We start from the raw sequence: 17,206 nt of genomic DNA on the forward strand, positions 1-17,206 counted from the left end.
CGCAGCGTCCGGAGCGACGGACCTCAGTTGAGGATGCGCATGTCCTCGGGGACGCCACCGCCGGCGTGGACGGCCTCGACGAGCTTGGCGAGGGCGGTGAGGGCGACGTTCTGCGACATCGGGCCGTAGGAGACGCGCGCGACGCCGAGCTCCTCCAGGCGGGCGAGCGACGGCAGGCCCGGGATCCCGATCAGGGTGAGCCGCTGCGGGCCGAGGGCGTCGACGAGCGGGACGATCTGCTCCTCGGAGAGCCGCCCCGGGACGAACACCACCGGCGCGCCGGCGTCGAGGAAGGCGCGGCCGCGCTCGATGGCGTCGGCGAGCACGTCGGCGGGGTCGCGGTCGCCGGCCTTGACGAAGGCGTCGGTGCGGGCGTTGAGGACGAAGTCGGGCACGCCCTCGGCGGCCGCGGCGGCCATCACGGCCTCGACCTGGGCGGCGGCCTCGGCGAGGGGCTTCATCTGGTCCTCGAGGTTGGCGCCCACGACGCCGACGCCGATGGCCTTGCGGATCGTCTCCGGCGCGTCGCCGTAGCCGCCCTCGAGGTCGGCGGAGACCGGCAGCGTCGTCGCCGCGACGATGCGGGCCACCTCGGCGACCATCTCGTCGACGGGGATGTTCTCGCCGTCCTCGTAACCGCGGGAGGCGGCGATGGAGTGGCTGGCCGTGGCCAGCGCGGCGGTGCCCTCGACGTCGGTCACGACCTTGGCCGTGATCACGTCCCAGACGTTGACCACGGTGAGGAGCCGGGGGTCCTGGTGGAGGCGGAGGAGGTCGGTGGCGCGCTGCGCGGTGTCGGTCACGTCCCCATCCTGCACCCCCGACGGTCACGCCGGGCGGACCTCACGCGACGCTGCGGATCCGCGTCACCAGCAGCGAGCCCACGACCGTGGTCGCCGCGGCGAACGTGTAGAGCGTCGCGTAGCCGAGGTCCAGCCCCAGGATCAGCGCCGCCACCACCGGCGCGACGACCTGGGGGAGCGCGTTCGCGATGTTGATGACGCCGAGGTCCTTGGCCCGGTCGCCGGCCGACGGCAGCACCTGGCTGATCATCGCGAAGTCGACCGAGCTGTAGATGCCGAAGCCGATCCCGAGCACCACGGCGCCCACCCACGCCCCGGTCATCGTCGGCACGACCGCCAGGACCAGCAGCGCCGCCGCGATCACCAGGCCCGAGGCGATGACGAAGGGCTTGCGCCGCGCGACCCGGTCCGACCAGATCCCGCCGGCCACCGCGGTCAGCACCGTCAGGACGCCGTACGCCGCCGTCAGCTGGAAGACCCGCGACTCGGCCTGGTCCTCGGTCAGCCCGACGGCGTCGTCGAGGTAGTAGAGCAGGTAGAGCACGACCAGCGAGTTGCCCAGGTTGACCAGGAACCGCGTCAGCCACGCCCACGCGAAGTCCGGGTGCAGCCGCGGCGACACCCAGAAGGACCGCACGAACGGCCCGAGCACGAACGGCGTCCGCTCCTGCGGCCGCAGCGGCACGTCGCGGCTGCGCAGGACGTACGGCGCGGCCGTGAGCAGCAGCAGCCCGGCACTGGTGAGGTACCCGGCCGCGATGCTGCCGGTGGCCGCCGCGATCCCGGAGCCCGCGATGACGCCGGCCGTCTGCGCCAGGGCCAGCCAGCCGCCGACCGTGCCCCGCTCCCGGACCGGCACCTGGTCGGGGATCGTCGCGGTGAGGGCCGCGAGCATCGCGTTGAGCGAGGCCTGCGCCAGGCACCAGCCCACCAGCATCTGCCACAGGGTGTCGGCGGGCGCCAGCACCAGCATCGAGACGGCACCGGTGACGGCTCCGCCGACCACCCACGGCACGCGTCGCCCGATGCGCAGCACGGTGCGGTCCGACAGCGCGCCCCACAGCGGGTTGAAGACGAGGCTCACCGCCGCTCCGGCGCCGGTCACCAGCGCCAGCACCGACTCCTTCTCGGCCTCGTTGACCAGCTCGGCCTGCTGGGCGAGGAGCACCTGGATCGGGCCGAAGAAGCCGGCCCACACCCCGATGCTCGCCAGCGAGAGCCACAGCACCCAGATCCGGGGGACCGCCTCGGTGGGCTCGGCCAGCGCCGAGCGCGACGTGGTGCTCATCGCCCGCATCGTAGGAGCGCGGAGCCGGCCTCGGGGCCGAACCGGTCACTGGTCCAGCCCGGAGGAGCCGTCAGCCGGCCGCCTCGGCGCGGCCCACCACGGCCACCGAGCACTGCCCGGCCTCGACGACCTGGGGCGCCACCGAGCCGTAGACGAGCTCGCCGAGCCGCGGCTTGGGCTGGTGGCCCAGCACCACGAGGTCGGCGCGGCGGGTGGCGTCCAGGACGCGGGCGTCCACGAACCCACGCGTCAGCTGGGGGTGCACCGGCACCGACGGGTACGCCGCCCGGTGGTCCGCGAGCGCCGCGGCCAGCCGGTCGCGCAGCTCCTCCAGCCCCGGCTCGTCGTCGGGCACGTCGACGGCGCCACGGGAGATCTCGTTCATGTCCCAGAAGCAGTGCAGCGCCGTCAGCGGGAGACCGCGGCTGGCCGCGAACCGGAAGGCCAGGTCGAGCACCGGCGCGTCGGTGCCGTCGAGGGCGACGGCCACGAGCACCCCGCCGGGCGAGCGCGGACCCTCGGTCGGCCGGACGACGACCACCGGGCCCGGCGCGTGCTTGGTCAGCGCCAGGCTGACCGAGCCCAGGAGGAGGCTGCGCACGGGGCCCATGCCCCTCGAGCCGACCACCAGCAGCCGGTCCGGAGCAGCGAGCTCCAGCAGGGTCTGCCGGGGGTCGGCCACCAGGGCCAGCCGATGGGTCACGAGCCCGTCGTGCGCGGCAGCGACCCGCTCGGCGGCGCGGTCGAGCAACCCGTGCGCGTCGTTCAGGACCTCCTCCCGCAGGCGGACGGTGTCGACGCCGAGGGAGCCGAGGGAGGCGGCGGCCCCGGCGCCCAGCGGCGGCGCCGCGTGCACCAGCACCAGCGGGCGCCCCTCCAGGGCCGCCTGCTCGGCCGCCCAGTCCAGGGCCGTCGCTGCGGGCTGGGAGCCGTCGAGCCCGACGACGATCGCGTCGTGGGGGACCGGGGTGGCGTCGTTCATGGGTTCTCCTCCGTGGTGGGTGGTCGGGGCGTCGGCTGCGTGAGCCGGCGCCCCGTGACGAGGTGCGCCAGGACGCGCACGTGGCCGCTGCGGCTGCCGGGGGCCCAGGTGTCGAGGAGCCGCACGGCCTCGGGCACCTCGGCGACGTCGACCGCCTCCGCCGTCCCCGTCACCACCACGCTCCAGCCGGAGCGGTGGGCAGCGTCGAGGTGGTCGGCCTCGATCGCCACCGGAGCGCCGGCGCGGCAGTGGCCGAGCAGGGGCGAGTACGCCGCGGTGCGGAACCACACCTGTCGCTGGGACACCGCGAGGTTGACCGGGACGACGTGCGGGCCGTCCGGTCCGCACCGCGCCACGCGCCCGACCACCGCGCCCTCGAGCAGCGCCCAGCAGTCGTCCGGCGCGAGGTCGGTGAGCCGTCGGGGGCTCCGGTCGGGATGCGTGTCGACGTACTGCTCCGGGTCCATGCTCCTGCACCTCCTGCCTGCCAGCCTGCGGCAGGAGGGGACGTGACGGCAGGGGCGCGAGACCTCGAGGTCGGGACCTTGGTCCTGCCCGGGACGCGTGCGACGACGGGCCTCGACCAGGAGCCGAAATGAAGAAAAGACCCCGTGGAGCCGGGGCCTTTCCAGTGTCCGAGGGGGGACTTGAACCCCCACGCCCTAATACGGGCACTAGCACCTCAAGCTAGCGCGTCTGCCAATTCCGCCACCCGGACGAGTGCGGTGGAACAGTAGCAAAGGCAGCGCCCCCACCCCGCATCGGGAGGCACCCGGCAGTGCTTTGATGGGGCCATGACCTCCGATGCCGCCGCCGCGCCCTACGACCCGTCCGGGGAGGTCGTCGAGCTGTGCCGTGAGCTGATCCGGATCGACACGAGCAACTACGGCGAGGACGACGGGCCGGGGGAGCGCAAGGCGGCCGAGTACGTCGCCACCCTGCTCGACGAGGTGGGCATCGAGTCGCGCCTCTACGAGCAGACCCCGGGTCGCACCTCCGTCGTGGCCCACTGGGGCGGCCCGGCCGACGGCAGCGTGCCCGACCGCGGAGCCCTGCTGCTCCACGCGCACCTCGACGTGGTGCCCGCCGCGGCTGAGGACTGGCAGGTCCACCCCTTCTCCGGGGAGGTGCAGGACGGCTACGTGTGGGGGCGCGGCGCGGTCGACATGAAGGACTTCGACGCGATGCTGCTCTCCGTCGTGCGGGCGCGCGCCCGGGCCGGCGCCGTACCGGAGCGGCCGGTCGTCCTGGCCTTCACCGCCGACGAGGAGGCCGGCGGCCACCACGGGGCGCAGGTGCTCGTCGAGAAGCACGCGGAGGAGTTCGAGGGCGTCACCGAGGCGGTCGGCGAGGTGGGCGGCTTCTCCACCACCATCCGCGGGCAGCGCCTGTACCTCATCGAGGCCGCCGAGAAGGGCATGGCCTGGATGCGGCTGACCGCCCGCGGTCGCGCGGGCCACGGGTCGATGATCAACCGGGAGAACGCCGTCACCGACCTCGCCGCCGCGGTCGCGCGCATCGGCGCCTACGAGTGGCCGGTGCGGCTGACCCCGACGATGCAGACGCTGCTGGCGTCGGTCGCCGAGCTGGTCGGCACCGAGGCGACGCCGGAGAACGCCGAGAGCCTGATCGAGGAGTTCGGCAGCGCCGCGCGGATGCTGGGCGCGGTGATCCGCAACACCACCAACCCGACGATGCTGGGCGCCGGCTACAAGGTCAACGTCATCCCCACCGAGGCGACCGGCCACGTGGACGGGCGGTTCCTGCCGGGCTACGAGGACGAGTTCTTCGCCACCCTGGCCGAGCTGTGCGGCGAGCACGTGTCGGTCGAGTACGTCTCCAAGCAGCAGCCGTGGGAGATGCCCTACGAGGGCGCGATCGTGGACACGATGACCCGCGCCCTCCTCGCGGAGGACCCGGGCGCCATCGTGGCGCCGTACCTCATGAGCGGCGGGACCGACGCCAAGCACTTCAACAGGCTCGGCATGACCTCCTACGGGTTCGCGCCGCTGCGGCTGCCGGCCGAGCTGGACTTCACCGCGCTCTTCCACGGCGTCGACGAGCGGGTGCCGGTCGACGCGCTGGAGTTCGGCGCGCGCGTCTTCGACCGCTTCCTGGGCGAGGCCTGAGGCGTGGACGAGACCCCCTGGGAGCACCTGTTCGTCGAGGCGGTCGGCGCCAACGAGGCCGGCGACCCCGAGCGGGCGTTCCGCACCTTCCTGACCGTGATCGCCCTCGACGAGGTGCCCGGCTACGCCAAGTCGCTGGCCAGCACCAACATCGCGACGATGCACCTGCGCTCGCAGCGCGTCGACGAGGCGCTGGAGTGGTACGAGCGCGCCGTGGACTTCGACCCCGAGGGGGAGTCGGCGGCGGTGGCGCTCGGCGCCAAGGGGATGTCGCTGCACCGGCTGGAGCGGCTCGAGGAGGCGGTCGCGACCTTCGAGCGGATGCTCGCCCTGCCCGTCCTCCCCGAGCCCCAGCGCCTCGCCGCCGAGCAGCAGCTGCGCGTCCTGCGGGGCGAGTGAGCGCGCCGCCCGGCGCGCCGTACCCCCTGCGGTTTGGTCACCAACCGCACGTTCGGTGGCCCCCGGGTTGCGGTTTGTGACCAAACCGCAAGGGGTACGGCCCGAGCGCGGCGCCGCTCAGGCGGTGCGGACGGCGCGGATGATCTTGCGGCGCAGGATGACGCGGCGGGTGCCGTCGGGGGTCATCCGGACCCGGTCGAGCTCCCAGCCGCCGTGCTCGGCGCGCTCCACGAGCAGCTTGGTGACGACGTTGCGCGGGAACTCCCGCGGGAAGGTCACCCGGTCGAACTCCCACTCCACCCCGCGGCGCGGCGCCCGCCGCTCCTGGCGACTCACGCCGGCTCCGACACGTCGTCGAGGGCGGCGATGATCTCGGGCGGGAGCTCCTTGTCCTCGAGGGCGAGCGCTCCGCGGAGCTGGGCGGCCGTGCGGGCGCCGACGATCGGGGAGGTCACGCCGGCGCGGTCGCGCACCCACACCAGCGAGACCTCGAGCGGCGTCCAGCCGAGGCCCTCGGCGGCGCGGGCCACCGCCTCCACGATGCGGCCGCTGCGCTCGTCGAGGTAGGCGCCGACGAACTGCGAGAAGACGGGGGAGGCGCCGCGGGAGTCCGACGGCGTCCCGGTGCGGTACTTGCCCGTGAGCACCCCGCGTCCCAGCGGCGACCACGGCAGGACGCCGAGCCCGAGCGCCTGCGCGGCGGGCAGCACCTCGCGCTCGATGCCGCGGTTGAGCAGGGAGTACTCGACCTGCGTCGAGGCCAGGACCTCCCGCCCGGGGACGGCGCGCTGCCAGGTGGCGGCCTGCGCGGTCTGCCAGCCGGAATAGTTGGAGATGCCGACGTACGACGTGCGCCCGGAGCTCACCGCATGGTCGAGCGCCGTGAGCGTCTCCTCCAGCGGCGTCTCGTCGGACCAGATGTGGACCTGCCAGAGGTCGACGTGGTCGACACCGAGCCGCTTCAGCGAGGCGTCGAGGGTGGTCAGGAGGTGACCGCGCGAGGTGTTGGTGACCCGCTCGCCCGAGCGCCGCGAGATGCCGGCCTTCGTCGCGAGCACGATCTCGTCGCGCGCGACCACGTCACCGATGAGGGACCCGACCAGCGACTCGGAGTCGCCGTCGGTGTAGCCGGCCGCGGTGTCGACCAGGGTGCCGCCCGCCTCCGCGAACGCGATGAGCTGGTCCCGGGCCTCGTGCTCGTCGGTGTCGCGCCCCCAGGTCATCGTGCCCAGACCCAGGCGCGAGACCCGGAGACCGGTGTGGCCCACTGACCGCTGCTTCATGTCCACAAAACTAGTGGGCGAACCCTGGGGGCGGCGCGGCGGCTCGCCCGGGTGGCCCTAGGCTTCGTGCTCGTGTGGGACTACCTCCAGGCCGTCGTGCTGGGCATCATCCAGGGCCTCACGGAGTTCCTGCCGATCTCCAGCAGCGCCCACCTGCGGATCTTCCCCGAGCTCTTCGGGTGGGGTGACCCGGGTGCGGCGTTCACGGCCGTGATCCAGATCGGGACCGAGCTGGCGGTGCTCATCTACTTCCGCCAGGACATCTGGCGCATCGCCTCGATGTGGACCAGGTCGCTGTTCCGCGCGGAGTACCGCGGGCACATCGACGCGCGCATGGGGTGGTTCATCATCATCGGCTCGCTGCCCATCGTGGTGCTCGGTGTCCTGCTCAAGGAGCTCATCGAGCGCGACTTCCGCAACCTGTGGATCATCGGCACCACGCTGATCGTGCTCGGCATCGTCCTGGGCATCGCCGACCGCGTGGGCGGCACGTCGAAGCGGATCAAGGAGATCACGCTGCGCGACGCCGTGCTCATGGGCGCCGCGCAGGCCATGGCCCTGGTCCCCGGTGTCTCCCGCTCGGGCGCCACGCTGTCGATGGGCCGCTTCCTGGGCTACGACCGCGAGGCCGCGACCCGCTACGCCTTCCTGCTGGCCATCCCCGCCGTCGTCGGCGCCGGGCTCTTCGAGCTCAAGGAGATCCCGCACGGCGACAACACCTACGGCTGGGGCCCCACCATCGTCGCCACCGTGGTCTCGTTCGCGGTCGGGTACGCCGCCATCGCGTGGCTGCTGCGCTACGTCAGCACCCGCTCCTACACGCCGTTCGTGCTCTACCGCGTCGCGCTCGGCGCAGCCGTGCTCATCCTGCTCGGCACGGGCGTCCTCAGCGCCTGACCCGGCCCGCCGCCGCGGGTCGTCGGCCCTGCGGTTTGGTCACAAACCGCAGGTCTGAGCGCCCCGAGCCTGCGGTTGGTGACCAAACCGCAGGGGTCACAGCCAGCCGGACCGCTTGAAGAACACCCACAGCGCCAGCGACGACACCGCCATCAGCAGCAGCGCGAACGGGTAGCCGAAGGCCCAGTGGAGCTCGGGCATGTGGTCGAAGTTCATGCCGTAGACGCCGGCGATCATGGTGGGCGCGGCGACCAGGCCGACGCCGGCAGAGATCTTGCGCATGTCCTCGTTCTGCTGCACCGAGATCCGGGCCAGGTGCGCCTCGAAGGCGGTCGAGAGCAGCGAGTCGAGGTTGTCGATGATCTCCGAGGCGCGCACGAGGTGGTCGGCGACGTCGCGGAAGAACGGCGCCGCCTGCTCGTCGATCCCGCCGACCACCCCGGAGGCGAAGCGACGCATCGGCTCGCGCAGGGGCAGCACCGCGCGGCGTACCTCCGCGATCTCGCGCTTGAGCGTGTAGATGCGGACCGAGTCGTTGGTGCGGGCGGGGGAGAAGACCGACTCCTCCACCTCGTCGACGTCCTCCTCCAGGGAGCGGACCACGTCGGTGTAGGCGTCCACGACGGAGTCGCAGACGGCGTAGACGACGGCGGAGGGACCGTGGGTCAGGACCTTCTCGCGCTGCTCGAGGTACTGGCGCGCCGAGTGCAGCTCCCCGCCGTGGCCGTGGCGGACGGTGATCACGAAGTCGCTGCCGACGAACATGCTGATCTCACCGGTCTCGACCGCGTCCTCCTCGTCGACGTACCAGAGCGTCTTCAGGATCAGGAACAGGCTCTCGTCGTAGCGCTCCAGCTTGGGTCGCTGGTGGGCCTTCACCGCGTCCTCGACGGCGAGCCGGTGCAGGCCGAAGGCCTCCGCGACCCGCTCGAGCTCGGCCTGGTCGGGGTGGTGCAGCCCGACCCAGACGAAGTCCCCGCTCTCCTGGGCCTGGGCGCGCAGGGTGGCGTAGTCCTGGGGCCGGCAGTCGACGGGGATCCGCACACCTCGGCGGTACACCGCGCTGTCGACGATCACGGGGCTCACGGTAGCCGCACTACAGTCCCCGACATGGCAACAGTGATCCTCGTCCGCCACGGCCGGACGAGCGCCAACGCGAGCGGCACCCTCGCCGGACGGACCCCGGGCGTCAGGCTCGACGACACCGGCACCGAGCAGGCACGTCGTACGGCGGAGCGCCTCGCCGCCGTGCCGCTCGCCGCGGTGGTGACCAGCCCCCTGGAGCGCTGTCGGCAGACGGCCAAGATCATCACCGGCGCGCACCCCGCGGCGCCGCGCACGGTCAGCGAGCGCGGCATCACCGAGTGCGACTACGGCGAGTGGCAGGGGCGCCTGCTCAAGGACCTCGCCAAGGAGAAGCTCTGGTCGGTCGTGCAGACCCAGCCGTCGGCCGCGGCGTTCCCGGGGGGCGAGTCCCTGCAGGCGATGCAGGCCCGCTCGGTGGCCGCCGTACGCCGCCACGACGCCGCGGTCGAGGCCGAGCACGGCGCCGGCGCGGTGTGGGTCGCGGTGAGCCACGGCGACATCATCAAGTCGGTGCTGGCCGACGCGCTCGGCATGCACCTCGACCTCTTCCAGCGGATCTTCGTCGACCCCGCCTCGGTCTCGATCGTGCGCTACACCGGGGCGCGGCCCTACGTGCTGGCCTCCAACACCCACGCCGGCGACCTGTCCTGGCTGGCCGCCCCGACGGCCAAGCGCGCCTCGAGGCGCAAGGCCGCCGAGGACGCGCCCGTCGGCGGCGGCGCCGGGCCTTCGGTCCGGTCATAGGGTGGTCGGCATGCCACCGATCATCCACGGCTTCGACCCGCCCGAGCGCTTCGTCGCGGGCACCGTCGGGCCCCCGGGGTCGCGCACCTTCTTCCTCCAGGCCCGCAGCGGCGTGCGCGTCATCAGCGTCTCCCTGGAGAAGCAGCAGGTCGCGGCCCTCGCCGAGCGCGTCGACGAGCTGCTCGACGAGGTCATGTCCAGCGACCAGAGCGAGACCGTCATCCCCGCCGTCGCGCCGCTCGGGCTGGAGGACCCGCACCCGCTCGAGCAGCCGATCGAGGAAGAGTTCCGCGCCGGGACGATGACGCTGTCCTGGGACCCCTCGGACCAGCGGATCGTGATCGAGGTGTTCCCCTTCACCGAGGCCGCCGTCGTCACCCCCGACCAGCTCGAGGAGGACGTCGACTTCGAGGAGCCGGAGCCCGACGAGGTGTTCCTGGTCCGCATCGACCCCGGCCACGCGCGGGCCTTCGTCAAGCGCGCCGAGCAGGTGATCGAGGCGGGCCGCCCGAGCTGCCCCTTCTGCGGCAACCCGATCGACCCCGACGGCCACCTCTGCGTGCGAGCCAACGGCTTCCGCCGGCGGGACCCGTGAACCAGCCGGTGCCGGGTCCCGCTGCGGGGCCCTCTGCACAGCCCGCGCGGGCACGCGTGGCCCAGCCCGAGGGCGAGCTGACGATCCAGGGCCGCATCATGCCGGCGTCCAACGCGACGTTCCTCGGCGAGATCGACGGCACCAGCGTCGTCTACAAGCCGGTCGCGGGGGAGCGACCGCTGTGGGACTTCCCCGACGGCAACCTCGCCGGGCGCGAGGTCGCCGCCTACCTCGTCTCCGAGGCCACCGGCTGGGACGTCGTGCCCCACACGTGGCTGCGCGAGGGCCCCCACGGCCTCGGCATGTGCCAGCTGTGGCAGGAGCCCGACGAGGAGCAGGAGGCCGTCACGCTGGTCGCGGAGGGCGACGTGCCGCCGGGCTGGCGCCATGTCTTCGACGGCCTCGACGGACGCGACCAGGCGGTCTCGCTGATTCACGAGGACTCCGTCGCGCTGCGGCGCATGGCCGTCTTCGACGTCGTGGTCAACAACGCCGACCGCAAGGGAGGCCACGTGCTGGCGATGACCGACGGCCACCGCTACGGCGTCGACCACGGCATCGCGCTCCACCACGAGCACAAGCTCCGCACGGTCCTGTGGGGCTGGCAGGGCGAGCCGCTGACCGAGGACGAGGAGCGGACGGTGGGCCGCGTCCGGGCGAGCCTGGGCGACGGACTCGCCGACCGGCTGGCCGAGCACCTGACCGACCTCGAGATCGAGGCGCTGGACCGCCGGTGCCGCCGGCTGCTCGCCACCGGCCGCCTGCCCCGGTCGGGCAACGACTGGCCGTCGATCCCGTGGCCGCCCTTCTGAGGAGCGGCCACTAGGCTGGCGACCATGCGAGCCTGGAGCGCCCCCGAGGTCCCCACCCTGTCCGAGGTGGGTCCGCCCGTGGTGCTGCACGACACCGCCACCGGCGCCCGCGTCACCACCTCGCCGGAGGGTTCGGCGCGCCTCTACGTCTGCGGCATCACGCCGTACGACGCCACCCACCTCGGCCACGCCGCGACCTACGTCGCCTTCGACCTGCTCAACCGGGCCTGGCGCAACGCCGGCCACGACGTGAGCTTCGTCGAGAACGTCACCGACGTCGACGACCCGCTGCTCGAGCGCGCCACCAAGGTCAGCGTCGACTGGGTCGAGCTCGCCGAGCGCGAGACCGAGCTGTTCCGTCAGGACATGACGGCGCTGCGGGTCATCCCGCCCGACCACCTCGTGGGCGCGGTGGAGTCCATCCCGCTCGCGGTGGAGCTCATCCAGCGCCTGGAGGCCCTCGGCGCGACGTACACGGTCGACACCGACGTCTACTTCTCGGTCACCTCCGACCCGGCCTTCGGCCAGGAGTCAGGCCTCGACCGCGACACCATGCTCCGGCTCTTCGGCGAGCGCGGGGGCGACCCCGAGCGCGAGGGCAAGCGCGACCCGCTCGACTGCGTCGTGTGGCGCGGCGAGCGCCCGGGCGAGCCCAGCTGGGAGAGCCCGTTCGGCCCGGGGCGTCCGGGCTGGCACATCGAGTGCGCCGCGATCGCGATGCACCACCTCGGCGGCGCCTTCGACGTCCAGGGCGGGGGCTCCGACCTCGTCTTCCCGCACCACGAGATGTGCGCCGGCCACGCCCAGGTGGCGTCGGGTGGGACGCCGTTCGCGCAGGTCTACTCCCACGCCGGGATGGTCGGCTACGACGGCAAGAAGATGTCGAAGTCGCTGGGCAACCTGGTCTTCGTCTCCGCGCTGCGCAACAGCGACGTCGACCCGATGGGCATCCGCCTGGCCCTGCTGCGCCACCACTACCGCTCGGACTGGGAGTGGACCGACGCCGAGCTGTGGGAGTCCGTCGACACGGTCACGTCGTGGCGCAAGGCGCTGTCCCTCGGCGCCGGCGCCCCCGCCGGTCCGGTGGTCACCGAGATCCTGGCCGCCATGGCCGACGACCTCGACGCCCCCCGCGCGACCGCGGCGGTGGACGCCTGGGCCGCCGCCACGCTCGGCACCGACGGCCTCGCCGACACCAGCGACCCGGACGCCGCCGTCACCCTGCTCGCCGTCCTCGACGCCGCGCTCGGCCTGTCGCTCTAGCCCCAGCCGTGGGGCCCACCCCCTGCGGTTTGGTCACAACCCGCAGGTCCGAGGGGCCGAAACGTGCGGTTGGTGACCAAACCGCAGGGTCGACGGGCCGGCGGCGCCCTCAGGCCGGCCCCGGCTCCTCGTCGCCGCGGCGCTTCAGGTAGCGCTCGAACTCCCGGGCGATGGCCTCGCCGGAGGCCTCGGGCAGGTCTGCGGTGTCGCGGGTCTCCTCGAGGCTGCGCACGTAGTCGGCGACGTCCTCGTCCTCCTCGGCGAGCTCGTCGACGCCGCGCTCCCATGCACGGGCGTCCTCCGGGAGGTCGCCGAGCGGGATGCTGACCTCGAGCAGGTCCTCGAGCTGGCCGATCAGCGCCAGCGTCGCCTTGGGGCACGGCGGCTGGGCGACGTAGTGGGGGACCGCGGCCCAGTAGGACACGGCCGGCACGTCGAGCTTGACGCACGCGTCCTGGAAGACGCCGACGATCCCGGTCGGGCCCTCGTACGTCGACTGCTCGAGCTTGAGCCGGTCCACCAGCTCGGGCTCGGTCGCGGTGCCGGTGACCGGGATCGGCCTGGTGTGGGGGGAGTCGGCCAGCAGCGCCCCGAGCGTGACCACCAGCTCGCCGCCCAGGTCGTCGACGGCGGCCAGGAGCTCGGCGCAGAACTGGCGCCAGCGCATGCTCGGCTCGATCCCGCGGATCAGGATGACGTCGCGGTCCAGGTCGGGCGGCGAGGCCACCGCGATCTGCGTGCTGGGCCAGGTCAGCCGGCGGTAGCCGTGCTCGTCGGTGCTGACCTGGGGCCGGTTGACCTGGAAGTCGTAGAAGTCCTCCGGGTCGAGCGCTCCCACGACGCGGGCGTTCCACACGGTCATCAGGTGGTCCACCACGCCGGACGCGGCGTCGGCGGCGTCGTTCCAGCCCTCGAAGGCGGCGATCACGATGGGATCGACCAGGTCGGGGGCGTCATCGATCTGGATCACCCCGAAAGCCTAGTCCGCCTCCGTCGCCGTCGTACCCGGGGAATGGGGCGCGGGCACCCTTCGTTGACCCAGGCGGGGATTTCACCGCGTCCCAGCCGCGGTGTCACCATTCGGAATCCGAGTCCACCTCGTGGACGCGCTTCCTACGCTGGAACAACGGCGCCGCACGGCGCCGCACGAGCCCGAGAGGAGTCCCGTGTCCCGATCGACGGACCTGCGGCCCGACGCCACCGATGCCCTGACTGCGACCCTGCGGGAGCGGATCATGGTGATCGACGGCGCCATGGGCACGGCGATCCAGCGGGACCGGCCCGACGAGGCGGGCTACCGCGGCGAGCGCTTCGCCGACTGGCCCAGCGACCTCCAGGGCAACAACGACCTCCTGACGCTCACGCAGCCGGAGATCATCGCGAGCATCCACCGCGAGTACCTCGAGGCCGGCGCCGACCTGGTCGAGACCAACACCTTCAACGCCAACGCCATCTCGCTGGGCGACTACGGGATGGGCGAGCTCGCCTACGAGCTCAACCTCGAGTCCGCGCGCCTGGCCCGCCGCGAGGCCGACGCCATGACCGAGCGGACCCCCGAGCGCCCGCGCTACGTCGCCGGCGCCTTCGGACCCACGACCCGCACGGCGTCCATCTCGCCCGACGTCAACGACCCCGGCGCCCGCAACGTCAGCTACGACCAGCTCGTCGCCGCCTACATGGAGGCGGGCCGCGGCCTGCTCGACGGCGGCTCGGACCTGCTCTTCATCGAGACCATCTTCGACACCCTCAACGCCAAGGCCGCGATCTTCGCGGTGGAGACCCTCTTCGAGGAGTACGGCCGTCGCTGGCCGGTCATCATCTCCGGCACGATCACCGACGCGTCGGGCCGCACGCTCTCCGGTCAGGTCACCGAGGCCTTCTGGGACTCCGTGCGCCACGCCCGTCCCCTCGCCGTGGGCCTCAACTGCGCGCTCGGCGCCAAGGAGATGCGCCCCTACATCGCCGAGATGGCCCGCCTGGCCGACAGCTTCGTCTCCTGCTACCCCAACGCCGGGCTGCCCAACGCGTTCGGCGAGTACGACGAGGCGCCTGAGGAGACCGCGGCGATCATCGCGGAGTTCGCCGAGAGCGGCTTCGTCAACCTGGTCGGCGGCTGCTGCGGCACCACGCCCGACCACATCGCCGCGATCGCCAAGGCCGTCGACGGCCAGCCGCGCCGCGAGCCGGTCGACGTACCGCCGGCCATGCGCCTGGCGGGGCTGGAGCCCTTCACGGTCGACGAGTCCAGCCTGTTCGTCAACGTCGGCGAGCGCACCAACATCACCGGCTCGGCGCGCTTCCGCAACCTGATCAAGGACGGCGACTACGACGCCGCCCTCGCGGTCGCGCTGCAGCAGGTCGAGAACGGCGCCCAGGTCATAGACGTCAACATGGACGAGGGCATGATCGACGGCGTCGCCGCGATGGACCGCTTCCTCAAGCTGGTCGCCGCCGAGCCCGACATCAGCCGGGTCCCGGTCATGGTCGACTCCTCCAAGTGGGAGGTCATCGAGGCCGGCCTCAAGTGCGTCCAGGGCAAGCCGATCGTCAACTCGATCTCCATGAAGGAGGGCGAGGACGCGTTCCGCGAGCACGCGCGCCTGTGCAAGAAGTACGGCGCGGCGGCGGTCGTCATGGCCTTCGACGAGGACGGCCAGGCCGACAACCTGGAGCGACGCAAGCAGATCTGCGAGCGGGCCTACCGGATCCTCGTCGACGAGGTCGACTTCCCGCCCGAGGACATCATCTTCGACCCCAACGTGTTCGCGGTCGCGACCGGGATCGAGGAGCACGCCTCCTACGGGCTGGACTTCATCGAGGCCACCCGCTGGATCAAGGAGAACCTCCCGGGCGCCAAGGTGTCCGGCGGCATCTCCAACGTGTCGTTCTCGTTCCGCGGCAACAACCCCGTGCGCGAAGCCATCCACGCGGTGTTCCTCTTCCACGCCATCAGGGCCGGCCTCGACATGGGCATCGTCAACGCCGGCGCCCTCATCGTCTACGACCAGGTCGAGCCCGAGCTGCGCGAGCGCATCGAGGACGTCGTCCTCAACCGCCGCCCCGACGCGGCCGAGCGGCTCCTGGAGATCGCCGAGGCGCACAACAAGGAGGGCGAGAAGGTCGAGGCGGCCGCCGAGGAATGGCGCGCGCTGCCCGTCGGCGAGCGGATCACCCACGCCCTGGTCAAGGGCATCGACGCCTACGCCGAGTCCGACACCGAGGAGCTGCGCCAGCTGATCGCCGAGCGCGGTGGCCGCCCGATCGAGGTCATCGAGGGCCCGCTGATGGACGGCATGAACGTCGTCGGCGACCTGTTCGGCGCCGGCAAGATGTTCCTGCCGCAGGTCGTGAAGTCGGCGCGGGTGATGAAGAAGGCCGTGGCCTACCTGATCCCGTTCATCGAGCAGGAGAAGCTCGACAACCCCGAGTACGCCACCGCCAAGGAGACCAACGGCACGATCGTCATGGCCACGGTCAAGGGCGACGTCCACGACATCGGCAAGAACATCGTCGGCGTCGTCCTGCAGTGCAACAACTACGAGGTGATCGACCTCGGGGTGATGGTGCCGCCGCAGAAGATCCTGGACGCAGCCCGCGAGCACGAGGCGGACATCATCGGCCTCTCCGGGCTGATCACGCCCTCGCTGGACGAGATGGTGACGCTCGCGACCGAGATGCAGCGCCAAGGGCTCACGATCCCGCTGCTCATCGGCGGCGCGACGACGTCGCGGGCGCACACGGCGGTCAAGGTCGACCCCAAGTACGACGGGCCGGTGGTCTGGGTCAAGGACGCCTCGCGCTCGGTGCCCACCGCGGCCGCGCTGCTCCACGACGACCGCCGCGCCCAGCTGATGGCCGACGTCAAGGAGGACTACGACGCGCTGCGCACGCGCCATGCCGGCAAGAGCGAGCGCAAGCTGCTGTCGTACGACGCCGCCAAGGCCAACGCGACGCCGGTCGACTGGGACGGCTACGTCGCGCCCGCCCCGAAGCAGCCCGGAGTCCACGTCCTGGCGGACTACGACATCGCCGAGCTGCGCGAGTACATCGACTGGCAGCCGTTCTTCAACGCCTGGGAGATGAAGGGCAAGTTCCCCGACATCCTCAACAGCCCCACGTCGGGGGAGACCGCGCGCAAGCTCTACGACGACGCCAACGAGATGCTCGACACGATCATCGCGGAGAAGTGGATCACCGCCCACGGCGTCTACGGGTTCTTCCCGGCCAACGCCGACGGCGACGACGTGATCACCTACGCCGACGAGGCGCGCGAGCAGCCGGGCACCGTGCTGCACCACCTGCGTCAGCAGGGCGCGCACCGCGACGGCGTGCCCAACCGCTCGCTGGCCGACTACGTCGCTCCGGTCGGCAGCGGGATCGCCGACCACGTCGGCGGCTTCGCGGTCACGGCCGGCATCGGGCTGCCCGAGCGGGTGAAGGCCTTCCGCGACGACCTCGACGACTACAACGCGATCCTCATCGAGTCGCTCGCGGACCGGCTCGCCGAGGCCTTCGCCGAGCGGCTGCACCAGCGGGTGCGCACGGAGTTCTGGGGTCACGTCACCGACGAGCAGCTGTCCAACGCGGACCTGATCGCGGAGAAGTACGACGGCATCCGGCCCGCTCCGGGCTACCCCGCCTGCCCCGACCACACCGAGAAGCCGCTGCTGTGGGAGATGCTCGACGTCGAGGCCAACACCGGCATCACGCTCACCGAGTCGATGGCGATGTGGCCGGGCGCCTCGGTGTCGGGGTGGTACTTCAGCCACCCCCAGTCGCAGTACTTCGTCGTCGGCCGGCTGGGTCGCGACCAGGTCGCCGACTACGCCGAGCGCAAGGGCTGGACGCAGGCGGAGGCCGAGCGGTGGCTCTCGCCCAACCTCGGGTACGACCCTGAGGACTGAGCCGGCCGCCGTCGCGGCCCT

At 72.3% G+C, this 17,206-nt stretch carries 16 protein-coding genes and 1 tRNA gene; 8 read left to right on the forward strand and 9 right to left on the reverse strand.

Going from position 1 to position 17,206, the window contains the following annotated elements:
• Positions 1–23: 23 nt before the first annotated feature.
• The 5 genes from IRQ30_RS03250 to IRQ30_RS03270 all read right to left on the reverse strand — a co-directional run bounded on the left by IRQ30_RS03250 (position 24) and on the right by IRQ30_RS03270 (position 3,791).
• A complete protein-coding gene (locus tag IRQ30_RS03250; RefSeq protein WP_193611600.1) occupies positions 24–803 on the reverse strand; it encodes an isocitrate lyase/phosphoenolpyruvate mutase family protein in 780 nt (259 codons plus the stop codon).
• A gap of 40 nt (positions 804–843) precedes the next feature.
• Positions 844–2,091 carry an MFS transporter gene (locus IRQ30_RS03255; protein ID WP_193611601.1) on the reverse strand — a complete coding sequence of 416 codons (1,248 nt, stop codon included), beginning with the start codon at positions 2,089–2,091 and terminating at the stop codon, positions 844–846.
• Between the two features lie 70 nt (positions 2,092–2,161).
• A complete protein-coding gene (locus IRQ30_RS03260) occupies positions 2,162–3,073 on the reverse strand; it encodes a universal stress protein (protein ID WP_193611602.1) in 912 nt (303 codons plus the stop codon).
• Positions 3,070–3,540 (reverse strand): pyridoxamine 5'-phosphate oxidase family protein, encoded by a 471-nt coding sequence (locus tag IRQ30_RS03265; RefSeq protein ID WP_193611603.1) that lies wholly within the window; start codon positions 3,538–3,540, stop codon positions 3,070–3,072. The genes IRQ30_RS03260 and IRQ30_RS03265 overlap by 4 nt, the downstream gene beginning before the upstream one ends.
• Positions 3,541–3,705: 165 nt before the next feature.
• Positions 3,706–3,791: transfer RNA gene (locus IRQ30_RS03270), tRNA-Leu, on the reverse strand.
• Between the two features lie 76 nt (positions 3,792–3,867).
• On the opposite strand from IRQ30_RS03270, the gene IRQ30_RS03275 reads away from it, so the two are divergent.
• Both IRQ30_RS03275 and IRQ30_RS03280 read left to right on the forward strand, forming a co-directional pair.
• Positions 3,868–5,202: a M20/M25/M40 family metallo-hydrolase gene (locus IRQ30_RS03275; protein ID WP_193611604.1), complete on the forward strand. Its 1,335-nt coding sequence runs from the start codon at positions 3,868–3,870 to the stop codon at positions 5,200–5,202.
• Positions 5,203–5,205: 3 nt separating this feature from the next.
• Entirely contained in the window at positions 5,206–5,601 is a 396-nt protein-coding gene (locus tag IRQ30_RS03280; protein ID WP_193611605.1) for a tetratricopeptide repeat protein, read from the forward strand.
• 117 nt (positions 5,602–5,718) lie between these two features.
• Here IRQ30_RS03280 and IRQ30_RS03285 read toward each other — a convergent pair whose 3' ends face one another.
• Positions 5,719–5,937, reverse strand: coding sequence for a DUF5703 family protein (locus IRQ30_RS03285; protein WP_338087704.1), 219 nt, complete (start codon positions 5,935–5,937; stop codon positions 5,719–5,721).
• Positions 5,934–6,884 carry an aldo/keto reductase gene (locus IRQ30_RS03290; protein WP_193611606.1) on the reverse strand — a complete coding sequence of 317 codons (951 nt, stop codon included), beginning with the start codon at positions 6,882–6,884 and terminating at the stop codon, positions 5,934–5,936. The genes IRQ30_RS03285 and IRQ30_RS03290 overlap by 4 nt, the downstream gene beginning before the upstream one ends.
• Before the next feature lie 72 nt (positions 6,885–6,956).
• Between IRQ30_RS03290 and IRQ30_RS03295 the strand changes: the two genes are divergently transcribed.
• Positions 6,957–7,781: an undecaprenyl-diphosphate phosphatase gene (locus tag IRQ30_RS03295; protein ID WP_193611607.1), complete on the forward strand. Its 825-nt coding sequence runs from the start codon at positions 6,957–6,959 to the stop codon at positions 7,779–7,781.
• 96 nt (positions 7,782–7,877) lie between these two features.
• Here IRQ30_RS03295 and corA read toward each other — a convergent pair whose 3' ends face one another.
• Positions 7,878–8,858, reverse strand: a complete 981-nt coding sequence (corA, locus tag IRQ30_RS03300; protein WP_193611608.1) for a magnesium/cobalt transporter CorA — start codon at positions 8,856–8,858, stop codon at positions 7,878–7,880.
• Between the two features lie 33 nt (positions 8,859–8,891).
• On the opposite strand from corA, the gene IRQ30_RS03305 reads away from it, so the two are divergent.
• Genes IRQ30_RS03305 through mshC form a run of 4 tightly spaced genes read left to right on the forward strand, consistent with a single transcriptional unit; the run spans position 8,892 to position 12,281 of the window.
• Positions 8,892–9,611: a histidine phosphatase family protein gene (locus tag IRQ30_RS03305; RefSeq protein WP_193611609.1), complete on the forward strand. Its 720-nt coding sequence runs from the start codon at positions 8,892–8,894 to the stop codon at positions 9,609–9,611.
• Positions 9,612–9,621: 10 nt separating this feature from the next.
• Positions 9,622–10,206 (forward strand): DUF3090 domain-containing protein, encoded by a 585-nt coding sequence (locus tag IRQ30_RS03310; RefSeq protein ID WP_193611610.1) that lies wholly within the window; start codon positions 9,622–9,624, stop codon positions 10,204–10,206.
• 56 nt (positions 10,207–10,262) lie between these two features.
• The gene (locus IRQ30_RS03315; RefSeq protein ID WP_338089544.1) at positions 10,263–11,018 is read left to right on the forward strand and encodes an SCO1664 family protein; all 756 of its coding nucleotides are present in this window, start codon (positions 10,263–10,265) and stop codon (positions 11,016–11,018) included.
• A 24-nt stretch (positions 11,019–11,042) separates the two neighbouring features.
• A complete protein-coding gene (mshC, locus tag IRQ30_RS03320; RefSeq protein ID WP_193611611.1) occupies positions 11,043–12,281 on the forward strand; it encodes a cysteine--1-D-myo-inosityl 2-amino-2-deoxy-alpha-D-glucopyranoside ligase in 1,239 nt (412 codons plus the stop codon).
• A gap of 109 nt (positions 12,282–12,390) precedes the next feature.
• Here mshC and IRQ30_RS03325 read toward each other — a convergent pair whose 3' ends face one another.
• Positions 12,391–13,251, reverse strand: a complete 861-nt coding sequence (locus tag IRQ30_RS03325; protein ID WP_193611612.1) for a PAC2 family protein — start codon at positions 13,249–13,251, stop codon at positions 12,391–12,393.
• A 196-nt stretch (positions 13,252–13,447) separates the two neighbouring features.
• Here IRQ30_RS03325 and metH point away from each other — a divergent pair, with 196 nt between their 5' ends.
• Positions 13,448–17,185 carry a methionine synthase gene (gene metH, locus IRQ30_RS03330; protein ID WP_193611613.1) on the forward strand — a complete coding sequence of 1,246 codons (3,738 nt, stop codon included), beginning with the start codon at positions 13,448–13,450 and terminating at the stop codon, positions 17,183–17,185.
• The last annotated feature ends 21 nt before the right edge of the window (positions 17,186–17,206 follow it).

The sequence above is a fragment of the Nocardioides lijunqiniae genome, assembly GCF_015024225.1.
Lineage (GTDB): Bacteria > Actinomycetota > Actinomycetes > Propionibacteriales > Nocardioidaceae > Nocardioides > Nocardioides lijunqiniae.